At 53.7% G+C, this 13,673-nt stretch carries 15 protein-coding genes; 9 read left to right on the forward strand and 6 right to left on the reverse strand.

Annotation, left to right across the window (positions count from 1 at the left end):
• The first annotated feature begins 48 nt into the window (after nucleotides 1-48).
• Both ACX1CU_RS23320 and rraA read left to right on the forward strand, forming a co-directional pair.
• Nucleotides 49-966 (forward strand): 1,4-dihydroxy-2-naphthoate polyprenyltransferase, encoded by a 918-nt coding sequence (locus ACX1CU_RS23320; RefSeq protein ID WP_459400540.1) that lies wholly within the window; start codon nucleotides 49-51, stop codon nucleotides 964-966.
• Nucleotides 967-1,041: 75 nt separating this feature from the next.
• Nucleotides 1,042-1,527, forward strand: coding sequence for a ribonuclease E activity regulator RraA (rraA, locus tag ACX1CU_RS23325; RefSeq protein ID WP_076943998.1), 486 nt, complete (start codon nucleotides 1,042-1,044; stop codon nucleotides 1,525-1,527).
• Between the two features lie 59 nt (nucleotides 1,528-1,586).
• Here rraA and zapB read toward each other — a convergent pair whose 3' ends face one another.
• Entirely contained in the window at nucleotides 1,587-1,826 is a 240-nt protein-coding gene (gene zapB, locus ACX1CU_RS23330; protein WP_459400541.1) for a septal ring assembly protein ZapB, read from the reverse strand.
• Nucleotides 1,827-2,342: 516 nt separating this feature from the next.
• On the opposite strand from zapB, the gene ACX1CU_RS23335 reads away from it, so the two are divergent.
• The 5 genes from ACX1CU_RS23335 (at nucleotide 2,343) to fpr (ending at nucleotide 7,619) form a co-directional block, all read left to right on the forward strand.
• Nucleotides 2,343-3,188, forward strand: a complete 846-nt coding sequence (locus tag ACX1CU_RS23335; RefSeq protein ID WP_459400542.1) for an MIP/aquaporin family protein — start codon at nucleotides 2,343-2,345, stop codon at nucleotides 3,186-3,188.
• Between the two features lie 41 nt (nucleotides 3,189-3,229).
• Nucleotides 3,230-4,738, forward strand: a complete 1,509-nt coding sequence (gene glpK, locus ACX1CU_RS23340) for a glycerol kinase GlpK (RefSeq protein WP_459400543.1) — start codon at nucleotides 3,230-3,232, stop codon at nucleotides 4,736-4,738.
• Between the two features lie 130 nt (nucleotides 4,739-4,868).
• Nucleotides 4,869-5,879, forward strand: coding sequence for a class II fructose-bisphosphatase (gene glpX / locus ACX1CU_RS23345; RefSeq protein WP_459400544.1), 1,011 nt, complete (start codon nucleotides 4,869-4,871; stop codon nucleotides 5,877-5,879).
• A 364-nt stretch (nucleotides 5,880-6,243) separates the two neighbouring features.
• On the forward strand, nucleotides 6,244-6,867 hold the full coding sequence (locus ACX1CU_RS23350) for a helix-turn-helix transcriptional regulator (RefSeq protein ID WP_459400545.1): 624 nt from the start codon (nucleotides 6,244-6,246) through the stop codon (nucleotides 6,865-6,867).
• Between the two features lie 5 nt (nucleotides 6,868-6,872).
• Nucleotides 6,873-7,619, forward strand: coding sequence for a ferredoxin--NADP(+) reductase (gene fpr, locus ACX1CU_RS23355; RefSeq protein ID WP_459400546.1), 747 nt, complete (start codon nucleotides 6,873-6,875; stop codon nucleotides 7,617-7,619).
• A 1-nt stretch (nucleotide 7,620) separates the two neighbouring features.
• Here fpr and ACX1CU_RS23360 read toward each other — a convergent pair whose 3' ends face one another.
• Nucleotides 7,621-8,040 carry a DUF805 domain-containing protein gene (locus ACX1CU_RS23360; protein ID WP_459400547.1) on the reverse strand — a complete coding sequence of 140 codons (420 nt, stop codon included), beginning with the start codon at nucleotides 8,038-8,040 and terminating at the stop codon, nucleotides 7,621-7,623.
• A gap of 167 nt (nucleotides 8,041-8,207) precedes the next feature.
• Here ACX1CU_RS23360 and ACX1CU_RS23365 point away from each other — a divergent pair, with 167 nt between their 5' ends.
• Together ACX1CU_RS23365 and tpiA are read left to right on the forward strand one after the other, a co-directional pair.
• Nucleotides 8,208-8,795, forward strand: coding sequence for a DUF1454 family protein (locus ACX1CU_RS23365; protein ID WP_459400548.1), 588 nt, complete (start codon nucleotides 8,208-8,210; stop codon nucleotides 8,793-8,795).
• Nucleotides 8,796-8,922: 127 nt separating this feature from the next.
• Nucleotides 8,923-9,690, forward strand: coding sequence for a triose-phosphate isomerase (tpiA, locus tag ACX1CU_RS23370; protein WP_459400549.1), 768 nt, complete (start codon nucleotides 8,923-8,925; stop codon nucleotides 9,688-9,690).
• 64 nt (nucleotides 9,691-9,754) lie between these two features.
• On the opposite strand, the gene ACX1CU_RS23375 is transcribed toward tpiA, so the two are convergent.
• The 4 genes from ACX1CU_RS23375 to cpxP all read right to left on the reverse strand — a co-directional run bounded on the left by ACX1CU_RS23375 (nucleotide 9,755) and on the right by cpxP (nucleotide 13,626).
• On the reverse strand, nucleotides 9,755-10,744 hold the full coding sequence (locus ACX1CU_RS23375; protein WP_459400550.1) for a sulfate ABC transporter substrate-binding protein: 990 nt from the start codon (nucleotides 10,742-10,744) through the stop codon (nucleotides 9,755-9,757).
• Between the two features lie 184 nt (nucleotides 10,745-10,928).
• Nucleotides 10,929-11,891 carry a 6-phosphofructokinase gene (gene pfkA, locus ACX1CU_RS23380; protein ID WP_459400551.1) on the reverse strand — a complete coding sequence of 321 codons (963 nt, stop codon included), beginning with the start codon at nucleotides 11,889-11,891 and terminating at the stop codon, nucleotides 10,929-10,931.
• A 221-nt stretch (nucleotides 11,892-12,112) separates the two neighbouring features.
• A complete protein-coding gene (gene fieF / locus ACX1CU_RS23385) occupies nucleotides 12,113-13,015 on the reverse strand; it encodes a CDF family cation-efflux transporter FieF (protein WP_459400552.1) in 903 nt (300 codons plus the stop codon).
• 116 nt (nucleotides 13,016-13,131) lie between these two features.
• The gene (gene cpxP / locus ACX1CU_RS23390) at nucleotides 13,132-13,626 is read right to left on the reverse strand and encodes a cell-envelope stress modulator CpxP (RefSeq protein ID WP_459400553.1); all 495 of its coding nucleotides are present in this window, start codon (nucleotides 13,624-13,626) and stop codon (nucleotides 13,132-13,134) included.
• Nucleotides 13,627-13,673: the final 47 nt, after the last annotated feature.

Genomic DNA, 13,673 nt, shown 5'->3' on the forward strand with positions numbered 1-13,673 from the left:
CACATTTATTTCGAACGGACACCGCCTTTTGACTTACTGAAGCGAAACATGAGCTTATCAACCCCCACCACCCCGGCTAAAGCCTGGCTGGAAAGTTTACGACCGCGTACCCTGCCGTTGGCGTTTGCCTCCATCGTTGTCGGTTCTGCTATCGCCGCCTGGCAAGGCAGCCTCAAACCGGGTGTAGCCCTGTTGGCCTTGCTGACCGCTGGCCTGTTGCAGATCCTCTCCAATCTGGCCAATGACTATGGCGACGCGGTAAAAGGCAGTGATAACGAAGATCGCATCGGCCCACTGCGCGGCATGCAGAAAGGGATGATCACTCAGGCCCAGATGAAACGGGCGTTGGTGCTGACGGTGATCCTGATTGCCATTTCCGGTTGCTGGCTGATTGCTGTCGCCTGCGAAAAACCGGGTGATGTGGTCGGTTTCCTGGTGCTGGGTGGCTTGGCGATCGTCGCTGCCATTACCTATACCGTGGGTAACAAACCCTATGGCTATTTGGGATTGGGGGATATTTCGGTTCTGGTGTTTTTCGGCTGGCTCAGCGTGGCGGGATCGCACTATCTGCAAACACACACCTTTGACAGCATCGTGATGCTGCCAGCCACCGCCTGCGGCCTGTTGGCGGCGGCGGTGCTCAACATCAATAACCTGCGCGATATCGAAAGCGACCGCGTCAACGGCAAAAATACCCTGGCGGTGCGCCTCGGGCCGCAGAAAGCACGTTACTACCACGCCTTTCTGTTGATCGCCGCCGTGGTGTGCTTCGCGCTGTTTACCCTGCTCAACCTGCACAGCCTGTGGGGTTGGCTGTTTGTGCTGGCCATACCGCTGCTGTTGCGCCACGGTATGCGCGTGCTGCGCGATCCCACCGCCATCGGCATGCGCCCGATGCTGGAGCACATGGTGAAGGCAGCATTACTGGCCAACCTGTTATTCGCTATCGGCGTGGTGCTCAGTTAAAAACTGATGATTTTGCCAACAGGGCGAATAAAGGGATATACTGACTATTCCAGCGGCAAACTGACGTAAAATCCTATGAAATACGATACTTCCGAACTCTGTGATATTTATCAGGAAGAGGTCAACGTAGTTGAACCTCTGTTCTCTAATTTTGGCGGGCGTACTTCATTTGGCGGGCAAATCACTACGGTGAAATGCTTCGAGGATAACGGCCTGCTGTTCGAACTGCTCGAAGAAAACGGCCGTGGCCGCGTCTTGCTGATCGACGGTGGTGGCTCTGTGCGCCGCGCGCTGATCAACGCTGAGCTGGCACGCCTGGCAACCCAGAACGAATGGGAAGGCATCGTGGTTTACGGTGCGGTACGCCAGGTGGACGATCTGGAAGAGTTGGACATCGGTATTCAGGCTATGGCCGCAATCCCGGTGGGTGCTACCAGTGAAGGCGTGGGTGAGAGTGATATCCGCGTTAACTTCGGTGGCGTCACCTTCTTCTCTGGCGATCACCTCTACGCCGACAATACCGGTATCATTCTTTCCGAAGATCCTCTTGATATCGAGTAACCGCAGAATATGAAAAAGGGCGCCTAGGCGCCCTTTTCGATCTCAGCTAACGGACGAGATTAGACCTCTTCCATTTTGCCCAGCAGTGCACGCAGGCGATCTTGCCAAACATGCTGCTCTTCTTTCAGTTGCTGATTCTCACGCGCCAGCGCTTCGTGGTTACCCGCAGCGTTCTGCACGTCCTGAGACAGAGCGTTATTCTTCTCTTTCAGTTCTTCAATTTCCATCTGCAACAGAGTGATGGTATCAATCGCCTGCTGAACTTTTGCTTCCAGTTTTTCAAATACTTCAAATGACATTCTTCAGTCCCCTCATGATAGCAAGGCGTACATCTATAAGTAGCGCCGCAACATCGGCTGCAGCTACTGCGAATATGCATCGCGCCAAATGACACGCACTGTTATGGAAAACGCGCGTGTCTCAATAAAACGCTTCTTTCAATAAAAACGATTGTATGTAGCCTGCCTCTCACTGTCTAGCAACATACCGGCCCAACGCGCAGTCTGTTGCAATTTTCTTACCGCCACTTTAGTCGTTGTTAACAAAAGAAAATCAAACCTATGGTCAGATCACACTTTCATGGCTCATAAAAAACACTAAATAACGCGAATTCGCTCAATTTTATGACGAAGTACACACATTTTGATTTCGCTATTTCTCGTTTATGTTCGTTAACGATAAATTTACATCACGTCCTCAATCTATAAGTGGACGAGATGAAAAAACTGTACCTCTGGCCACAACGCGAAACGCGCCAAGTCTGTATACCCAGCAGGATATAAACCTATAACCATCGTCTGCAGGACAATAATATTATGAGCCAAACCACCAGTCCGACTTTAAAAGGCCAGTGTATCGCGGAATTCCTCGGTACCGGTCTGTTGATCTTCTTTGGCGTAGGCTGCGTTGCAGCGCTGAAACTGGCCGGTGCCAGCTTCGGTCAGTGGGAAATCAGTATCATTTGGGGCCTGGGCGTTGCCATGGCCATCTATCTGACCGCCGCGATCTCCGGCGCACACCTGAACCCGGCCGTCACGCTGGCGCTGTGGTTGTTCGCTTGCTTTGATGGCCGCAAAGTCCTCCCTTACATCGTGGCGCAGGTTGCCGGGGCCTTCTGCGCCGCAGCACTGGTCTACGGATTGTATTACAACCTGTTCTTCGACTTTGAGAGCGCCAATCAGATGGTGCGCGGCAGTGATGAAAGCCTGGCGTTGGCCGGTATCTTCTCCACCTATCCCAATGCCCATATCTCCGTCGGCCAGGCCTTCCTGGTAGAAACGGTGATCACCGCCATTCTGATGTGCCTGATTCTGGCGCTGACCGACGACGGCAACGGCATTCCGCGTGGCCCACTGGCCCCGCTGTTGATCGGTATTCTGATTGCCGTCATCGGTGCCTCTATGGGACCATTAACCGGCTTCGCACTGAACCCGGCGCGTGACTTCGGCCCGAAACTGTTCGCTTATCTGGCAGGCTGGGGCAAAGTGGCCTTCACCGGCGCACGTGATATCCCTTACTTCCTGGTACCGATCTTCGGCCCTATCGTCGGTGCCGGTCTGGGGGCTTTCGGTTACCGCGCGCTGATTGGCCGCCATCTGCCTTGCGACGTTTGCGTCGAAGAAGACCAACCCGCCGCTAAGCCAGAACAACGTAACGCGTGATTGGCACGGTTTTAACGGTTAACAACAACAGGATTAAACTCATGACAACAGAAAAAAAATACATTGTCGCTCTCGATCAGGGAACAACCAGTTCACGTGCCGTAGTGCTCGATCACGATGCCAACATTGTTGCGGTATCACAGCGTGAATTTACCCAAATCTACCCGAAGCCCGGCTGGGTGGAACACGATCCGATGGAGATCTGGTCCTCGCAGAGTTCTACGCTGGTGGAAGTGCTGGCCAAAGCGGACATCAGTTCTGACCAGATCGCCGGTATCGGTATTACCAACCAGCGCGAAACCACCATCGTCTGGGAAAAAGAGACCGGCAAGCCGATTTATAACGCCATCGTCTGGCAGTGCCGCCGTACCGCAGAAATCTGCGAAGAGCTCAAGCGTGACGGGCTGGAGGAGTACATCCGCCACAACACCGGGCTGGTGGTTGACCCGTATTTTTCGGGCACCAAAGTCAAATGGATCCTCGATCACGTCGAAGGTGCCCGCGAGCGCGCCAAGCGCGGCGAACTGCTGTTCGGCACCGTCGACACCTGGTTGGTGTGGAAAATGACCCAAGGGCGGGTGCATGTGACCGATTACACCAACGCCTCACGCACCATGATGTTCAACATCCACCAGTTGGATTGGGACGATCGTATGCTGGAAGTGCTGGATATCCCACGCGCCATGCTGCCGAAAGTCCGCCCGTCTTCAGAAGTTTACGGCCAGACCAACATTGGTGGTAAAGGCGGTACGCGTATTCCTATTGCCGGGATCGCCGGTGACCAGCAAGCGGCGCTGTACGGCCAGCTCTGCGTCCAACCGGGCATGGCGAAAAACACCTACGGTACTGGCTGCTTCCTGCTGATGAATACCGGTACTGAAGCCGTGCGCTCCAACCATGGCCTGCTGACCACCATCGCCTGTGGCCCGCGTGGTGAAGTGAACTATGCGCTGGAAGGTGCGGTATTTATCGGTGGTGCTTCGATCCAGTGGCTGCGCGATGAGATGAAACTGATCAGCGATGCGGCCGACTCCGAATACTTTGCCACCAAGGTAAAAGACAGCAACGGGGTATATGTGGTGCCCGCCTTTACCGGCCTGGGCGCGCCATACTGGGATCCGTATGCTCGTGGTGCCATCTTTGGCCTGACGCGCGGCGTGAACAGCAACCACATTATCCGAGCCACGCTGGAATCTATCGCCTACCAGACTCGCGATGTGCTGGATGCGATGCAGGCCGATGCCAACACCCGCCTGCAATCGCTGCGTGTGGACGGTGGCGCGGTGGCCAACAACTTCCTGATGCAGTTTCAGTCCGACATCCTCGGTACCCGTGTGGAGCGCCCTGAAGTGCGTGAAGTCACAGCGTTGGGTGCGGCTTACCTGGCAGGCCTGGCGATCGGCTACTGGAACGATCTGGACGAAGTGAAGAGCAAAGCCAACATTGAACGTGAATTCCGCCCTGGTATCGAAACCACCGAGCGCAATTTCCGTTACAGCGGCTGGAAAAAAGCCGTGGCTCGTGCGCAGGCGTGGGAAGATCACGACTAAGTTCACCGGCTGCTTTTGCCCTGACAATGCGCTGCCTGCGGGCGGCGCTTTTTTTGCCCCGCCCGACCGCCGCCGCCCTGTGATAAACTTTGTTGATATTTTCTTCCCTTTAATCACTCACAGGTTTGCCATGAAACGTGAATTAGCCATCGAATTTTCCCGCGTTACCGAAGCCGCCGCTCTGGCGGGTTACAAATGGTTGGGGCGCGGCGACAAAAATGCTGCTGACGGAGCCGCCGTCAATGCCATGCGCATTATGCTCAACAGAGTGGATATCGATGGCCGTATTGTGATCGGCGAAGGCGAGATTGATGAAGCCCCGATGCTGTACATTGGTGAACAGGTAGGCACCGGTCAGGGCGATGCCGTGGATATCGCCGTCGACCCGATCGAAGGCACCCGGATGACGGCCATGGGCCAGTCCAACGCGCTGGCGGTGCTGGCCGTGGGCGATCGCGGCACCTTCCTGCATGCGCCAGACATGTATATGGAAAAGCTGGTGGTTGGCCCCGAAGTGAGCGGGGCTATCGATCTCAATTTGCCGCTGGCCGAAAACCTGCACAATATCGCTGCCCGCCTTGGTAAACCGCTGACAGAACTGACAGTGATCACGCTGGCGAAACCACGCCACGACGCGGTGATCGCCCAGATGCAGCAGCTTGGTGTGAAAGTGTTCGCCATTCCTGACGGTGACGTGGCCGCCTCTATTTTAACCTGCATGCCGGATAGCGAAGTGGATGTGATGTATGGCATCGGCGGTGCGCCAGAAGGCGTGATATCCGCCGCAGTGATCCGCGCGCTGGATGGTGACATGCAGGCCCGCTTGCTGCCACGCCATCAGGTGAAGGGCGACACCGCAGAAAACCGTCGGATCGGTGAGCAGGAATTGGCCCGTTGCCAAGAGATGGGCATCGAAGCCGGTAAAGTGCTGATTCTTGATGACATGGCGCGCAACGATAACGTGATTTTTTCCGCTACCGGCATCACCAAAGGCGACCTGCTGGAAGGCATCACCCGCAAAGGTAATATGGCTACCACCGAAACCCTGTTGATCCGCGGTAAGTCACGCACCATCCGCCGCATCCGCTCGACCCATTATCTGGATCGCAAAGACGCTGCGCTGCACGAATTCCTGCTGTAAATATCAAGGGCACCCTATAGGGTGCCCACCTATTCTTGTCAGGCCGCCTCACCATTTTCTCATTATCGTTGTTAACGTGTTCACCCTTCATTACACCCATTACCACGCAAAGTGCCAGAGATAAACCTAAGGGCACCCTCTTTGTGTCGCATAAGCGAACAAATCTGATTTTTCAGCGAATTTAAGGTAGATATTGATCATCGTCATACTGGCAAAAATCACCGCCAATTTCGTAAATTAAATTGTACGAATAGCTAGAAAGAGTTAAGAATGTCAGGGGAATTGCGGCAATCCGGCTTTAGCATTTAATCGATAATTATTTTCATCAACTTGAAATAATATGACTGCCACAGGGATTTGGTTTATGAAAACACCAGAACTTATTTTATTGCAGTTGAAAACCTTAGGACCTCACTCTGCCAAAATGTTGGCCGAACGGCTTGAGATCACGCCGATGGGTATCCGTCAGCATCTGCAGTCCCTGGAAAAGCGTGAGTTGGTTTGTTACGAGGAAACGCGCACTAAAGTAGGCCGCCCGACGCGCTATTGGTCGCTCACTCAGCAGGGCCATGCCCAGTTTGCCGATAGCCATGACCGGCTTTCGAAAACGTTGCTGGAGTCGGCCAATGAGCTGTTCGGTACCGAAGGCGTTGAGAAACTGATTCTTGCACGGGAGGAAAAGCTCTTTCGCCGCTATGCTGATGAATTGGCAGAAGAGGAAAACCCGCTTGGTAAGCTTTCTCGCCTGGTGCGCCTGCGCCAGCACGACGGTTATATGGCGGAACTGCTTGATCACCCGCAGGGTATGCTGCTGGTGGAAAACCACTGCCCCATCGGCGTGGCGGCCAATGCTTGCAGCAAACTGTGCAACTCGGAACTGCAACTGTTCCATCGCCTGCTTGGTCAGGGTTACCGGATAGAGCGCACGGCACATGCCATTTCCGGCTCACGACATTGTGCTTATTTGATTCAAACGCAGGAGCTTTAAACAGTATGGCTGAATGGGTTAATGGCAAAGTCACTCAGGTAACACACTGGACGGATGGATTGTTCAGTATCACCGTCAATGCCCCTATCGACAGCTTCAGCGCCGGGCAATTTGCCAAACTGGCGCTGGAGATCGACGGTGAACGCGTTCAGCGCGCCTATTCGTATGTCAACGCCCCCAGCGATCCCAACTTGGAGTTCTATCTGGTTACCGTGCCGGAAGGGAAACTCAGCCCAAGGCTCCACCAGTTGCAACCGGGTGCCGACGTGATGGTCACCAAAGAGGCCGCCGGTTTCTTTGTGCTGGAAGAGGTGCCGGATTGCGACACGCTGTGGATGCTGGCCACCGGTACCGCCATCGGCCCTTATCTGTCGATTCTGCAACAAGGCCAAGGGCTGGAGCGATTCAACAACCTGGTTCTGGTTCATGCAGCACGTTTTGCCCGCGATCTCAGCTACCTGCCATTGATGCAGCAACTGCAACAGCGCTATCACGGCAAGCTACGCATTCAAACCATCGTCAGCCGCGAAGAAGTAACCGGATCGTTAACCGGGCGTGTGCCAGCGCTGATCGAAGATGGGCGGCTGGAAGCAGCCGTGGGGTTAACCCTCAATGCCGAAACCAGCCATGTGATGTTGTGCGGTAACCCGCAGATGGTGCGTGACACCCAGCAAACGCTGAAAGAACGCCATCAGATGCGCAAGCACCTGCGCCGCAAACCAGGGCATATCACCAGCGAGCATTACTGGTAATTTAGCGGAATTTTACCGGCTCGGCTTCTGGGCCGAATCGGTTATCCCCTGGTGTGCCGACAAAAGCGCCCAGATCGAGCGCCATCATCACCATAATCAGCGACGGGATAAACCGGCCGACACCCCACTGCCAGATCGGTGCCAGCATCTGCCAGTTCCCCGCCGCCAGTATCCATGCCAGGATCAGCAGCAACGCCCACCAACCCGCCTTGTTGCGATCGTGCAGGCGTTTAACCAGCACCGCCGCCGTTGGCCATAGCAATACTACAATAAAAAAGGCAATCGACTGGATCGCCACCAGATGATAGTTGGCCAGCGTGAAAGCAGCCGCCATCAGCGCCAGCCAGATACCGATCCAGATCCAGAAATCGCGCCGCCCGATGCGGCCTTTAAATGAGAAACACCACTGTTGTAAGGTCATTGATTCATGCACTCTTGGCCTGCCCATATTCAGCGACGCAGTGTAACATAGGCCATACCGGGTTGAGATTTCTGCCCGGCAGAAAGCGGGCCATCGCACATGCAACTTGAAGTATGACGAGTATATCGCTTTAATCGGAGTCATCCTTGTTACCGATACCGCCTATCATGCTGAGAAAAATCATCGCTATTGCCTGCCTGTTATTCGGTATCGGCAATGCTTGGGCCGATCCGCCAGATGCCGTTGCTGGTGCACCTCCGAACGCACCTTATCTGCTGGCCGGAGCACCGACATTTGATTTGACGGTGGTACAATTTCGCGAAAAATATAACCGTGATAATCCGATGTTACCGATCGGTGAGTTCCGCGCGATTGCCTCCAAGGCAGACGATTCCCCTCTGTTGACCCGCGCCGCCAGTAAGCTGAACGAAAATCTGTATGCCTCTACCGCGCTGGAAAAAGGCACCGGTAAAATCAAAACGTTGCAAATCACCCATTTGCCCTTGCAGGGTAACGAAGAAAAGACCGCACGGGCGATCTCGGTCAACTACATGGCCGCCCTGATGCGCCAGTTCGAACCCGCGCTGACCGTGGAAGAAAGCATCATCAAGGTGAGTAATTTACTGGAAAAAGGCAAAGGTCTGCATTTTTATCAGCATCAGATTGGCGCAATACGCTATGTGGTGGCAGATAACGGCGATCAGGGAGTCACCTTCGCGGTTGAACCGATTAAGCTGTCGCTATCTGAACCCTGATACCCCGGCAATTAATGACAAAAAGCAAAGCCTTTGCGTTTATTCATCTCTATACTGTTGGGCAGGTAAATTGCCGGTCCGGCAGTGGTTATTTCGACTCTCGCGTCCCTTTTTTGGAGAAAAACACATGCGTCATCCATTAGTTATGGGTAACTGGAAGCTTAACGGCAGCATCAATATGGTCAATGAACTGATCGCTGGCCTGCGCAAAGAACTGAGCAGCGTTGACGGTTGTGGCGTTGCCATCGCACCTCCGGTGATGTATCTGGATCAGGCCAAGCACGCGCTGGGCGGTAGCCGCATCGCGCTGGGCGCACAAAACGTTGACGTTAATCTGTCCGGCGCTTTCACCGGTGAAGTCTCTGCCGACATGCTGAAAGACATCGGTGCGCAATACATCATTATCGGCCACTCTGAGCGCCGGACTTATCACAAAGAAACTGATGCTGCGATCGCTGAGAAATTTGCCGTGCTGAAAACCGCTGGCCTGATCCCAGTGCTGTGCATCGGTGAAACCGAAGCAGAAAACGAAGCGGGTAAAACCGAAGAAGTTTGCGCACGCCAACTCGATGCCGTGCTGAAAACCCAAGGGGCTGAAGCCTTCAAAGGTACCGTGATCGCATATGAGCCAGTATGGGCCATCGGTACCGGCAAATCTGCTACCCCTGCGCAGGCACAGGCAGTACACAAATTTATCCGCGATCATATCGCCAAGCAGGATGCTGCCGTGGCCGCTGAAGTGATCATCCAGTACGGCGGTTCTGTGAACGACAAAAATGCCGCAGAACTGTTTGCTCAGCCAGATATCGATGGCGCGCTGGTTGGTGGTGCATCACTGAAAGCTGACGCTTTCGCCGTGATCGTCAAAGCCGCTGCCGCAGCGAAAAAAGCCTGATTTTTCCGGCCTGAAATAGCAAAACCCCGGCGCGCCGGGGTTTTTTGTGTATATCTTCAATGAATTACCGCTTACTGATCTCGTCAAACACGCCGCCGGTCGCAAAATGGACCTTCTGTGCGCTGGTCCAGCCGCCGAACGTATCATCCACGGTGAACAATTTCAGCTTCGGGAACTGCTCGGCAAATTTGGCGGCAACCGCCTCATCACGTGGGCGATAGTAATTCTTCGCTGCAATAGTCTGGCCTTCGGTGGAATACAGGTATTTCAGGTAGGCATTGGCCACCTCACGGGTGCCGCGCTTATCCACCACTCTGTCGACCACCGACACGGTTGGCTCAGCCAAAACCGATTCGCTCGGGGTAATGATTTCAAATTTGTCTTTCCCCAGCTCTTTTTCCGCCAATAACGCTTCGTTTTCCCAAGCGATCAGCACATCACCGATCCCACGCTCAACAAAGGTGTTAGTTGCGCCACGCGCACCGGAATCCAGCACCTCAACGTTCTTGTACAGTTTTTTGACAAATTCCTGCGCCTTGGCTTTATCGCCATTATTGTGATGCAGGGCATAACCCCAGGCCGCCAGATAGTTCCAGCGAGCGCCACCGGAGGTTTTTGGATTCGGCGTAATCACCGACACACCTGATTTCACCAGATCGGGCCAATCATGAATCTGCTTGGGATTGTCTTTGCGCACCAGGAATACGATGGTGGAAGTATAGGGTGCTGAGTTGTCTGGCAGGCGCTTGATCCAGTCTTTATCGATACGACCACGCTCGGCAATGGCATCCACATCATAAGCCAATGCCAGCGTCACCACATCAGCCTCAATGCCGTTGATCACCGAGGTGGCTTGCTTGCCGGAACCACCGTGTGACTGACGCACCGTGACGTTATCACCGGTCTGCTGTTGCCAGTATTTACCGAAAGCGGTGTTGTATTCCTGATAGAACTCACGCGTTGGATCGTATGAAACGTTCAGTAATTGAATATCTTTCGCCATGGCACCGGATACCAACAGCAGCAAAGTCACACCTACACCCCATTTACGCATTGCCTACTCCCCCAGAAAAATGACCGCAACCTCAGTAGGTTGATTTAACATCAAAGCCTGCCAGAAATTTCCCTCACCATTAAAGAATAAAAAATTTCCTGCTAGACCATTCTGGAATATGACGGCAACACGTAAAAAAAAGCCTCCGGTAAACGAAGGCTTGTTTGCAGCAAATAAATACGTATCAGTACAGCTTTTTCGCCGTTTCCAGCCAGTCCATGTTGAACGGGCGTTTCATGTTTTCGATAGCATCGATGATGTCATGGTGCACCATCTTCTCGTTCTGAATGCCCACGCAACGGCCGCCGTAACCTTGCAGCAGCAGTTCAATGGCGTAAGCCCCCATGCGAGACGCCAGGATACGGTCATAAGCCACCGGCGAACCGCCACGCTGGATATGGCCCAACACGGTCGCACGGGTTTCACGACCGGTTTCCTGCTCGATATAGCGCGCCAGTTCGTCGATATCACAGATGTGCTCAGTGATAGCCACGATGGCATGCTTTTTACCTCTGGCAATACCGGCTTTGATTTCATTAACCAGATCGTCGCGGCTGAATTCGATTTCCGGCAGCACGATAAATTCACAGCCCCCGGCAATGGCGGCAGACAGCGTCAACTCACCGCAGTAACGGCCCATCACTTCAACGATGGAGATACGCTGGTGTGATGAAGAGGTATCACGCAGGCGGTCAATCGCTTCCACCACGGTTTCCAGCGCGGTGAAATAACCGATGGTGTAGTCAGTGCCCGCCACATCGTTATCGATGGTGCCTGGCAGACCGATACAAGGGAAGCCCTCTTCGGTCAGGCGCTTCGCCCCCATGTAGGAACCATCACCGCCAATGACAACCAGCGCATCAATACCACGCTTTTTCAGGTTTTCAATCGCCTTGGTACGTACGTTTTCATCTCTGAATTCAGGGAAACGCGCAGAACCCAAGAAGGTACCACCGCGGTTGATCATGTCAGACACGCTATAGCGGTCCAATTTATCCATGCGATCTTCGTACAAACCAAGGTAGCCATCGTAAATACCAAAAACTTCCAGACCTTCTGTGAGTGCAGCACGCACAACGCCGCGAATGGCAGCGTTCATACCTGGCGCATCGCCGCCACTCGTCAGTACACCGATTTTCTTGATCATGACTACCTCTGAACTTGTAAAGAATTCTGTATTCGCCGATTGCCCTGGACTCTTTCCGACTGCAGAAAACCAGCTTTACGGCTTTTATTGCTGGATATTATAACAAAAAGACTTAGCTGAATTGATTCAGGTCACGCAATATCGCGGAAAAAACCGCGTATAGCACACCGAGCTAAGGCGATATTCCCGCAATGTCTACCCTATTGACCCAAATCAACTAACTATAGTTCCCAATGACCCTGCTGGCCTACTGGCACTACAGAGCAGGGATCCTGGTGGATAATCACATCCGCCCCCGGAAAACGATGCAACAGCGCCTGCTCAACCTGCTCAGCCAGAATATGCGCCTGCATCAGCGGCAGCGAGTCTTCCATTTCCAGATGCAGCTGAATAAACCGCGTCGGCCCGGATTGCCGGGTACGCAAGTCGTGCGCCCCCTTTACTCCTGGCCAGGAGGATACCACGTCGATAATCGCCTGGCGCTCTTCATCCGGCAAGGCCCGATCCAACAGAGATTGCACCGCTTCATACCCCATCCGCAGTGCACTGTAGAGGATATAGACCCCGATCCCCAAAGCAAACAGCGCATCCGCACGGTGAAATCCGTACCAGCTGAGCCCCAGCGCCACTAGAATAGCACCATTCATCAGGACATCTGACTGATAATGCAGCATATCTGCTCGTATTGCCTGGCTGCGGGTTTTTCTTACCACCCAGCGCTGATAGGTGACCAGAACCAGAGTGCTCACCAGCGCGATGACCGTCACCGCAATACCGATACCGAGGTCATTAAGTGGCTGTGGTGAGAAAAGGTGCTGGAAACCGGTCAGAAACAGGAACAGCGCAGAACCGGAAATAAACATGCTCTGCGCCAGCGCCGCCAATGACTCGGCCTTGCCGTGACCAAAAGCATGTTCCTCGTCCGCGGGTTGCAATGAGTAGCGCACGACGAACAGGTTGGTTAACGAAGCAGCGATATCAACCAGAGAATCCACCAGCGCCGCCAGCAAACTCACCGACCCGGTGAGATACCAGGCAACGATTTTGATTAGCAGCAAAACAGAGGCCGTCGCGGTGGCGGCTAAAGCAGCGGATTTCACCAGACGCGCATATTGCTGTTCCATAAAGAACCCCAACTAAAACTCATGGCGTTAGTATAACGGAATGTCAGGCAAAAAAAGCCCCGCCATAAAGGCGGGGAAGACAGGGATGGTGTCTATGGCAAGGAAAAAACAGGGGACTACTCAGTCGTACTCAACTTCTGGGCAGAAGTTTGCTGCAAACCAGAAATTTGTTGCTCCATCTGCTGCATGCGCTGCTGATGTTTCTGGTCTAAAACACTTTTTTGCTCTGGCGTCAGCAGGTTATACATCTGGTTGCGTATGTGGGCCATTTCGACCTGCCGCTTAACCTGTTCCTGAGCCATCTTTTCCGCCTGGGCATAAACGGCGGCTTCATCAAATTTGTCTGCGGTCACCAGCCGATGCATGGCTTCAATTTCCGCTATCTTAACATCAGGTAGATCGTGGCGAGCCTGGCGCATTAAATCGCGCATTTGCTGGCGCTGCTGCTCGGTTAGGCTGATACCCTCAAACATGTGGTATTGGCCAGGTGTTCTCATCATCGCATCATTGGCAGGAGCTTGAGCAGTTTCCGGTGTAGTATCGGCAGCAAAGGCAGCGGAAGAACCTATCGCCAACATTGATGCCATCGCTACTGCGGTAAACTTACGCATTTTCACTCCTCAAGCATTCTCTCTTTGCGAATCAACGAGGAGCAGTG

The organism is Serratia sp. D1N4 (assembly GCF_054552755.1).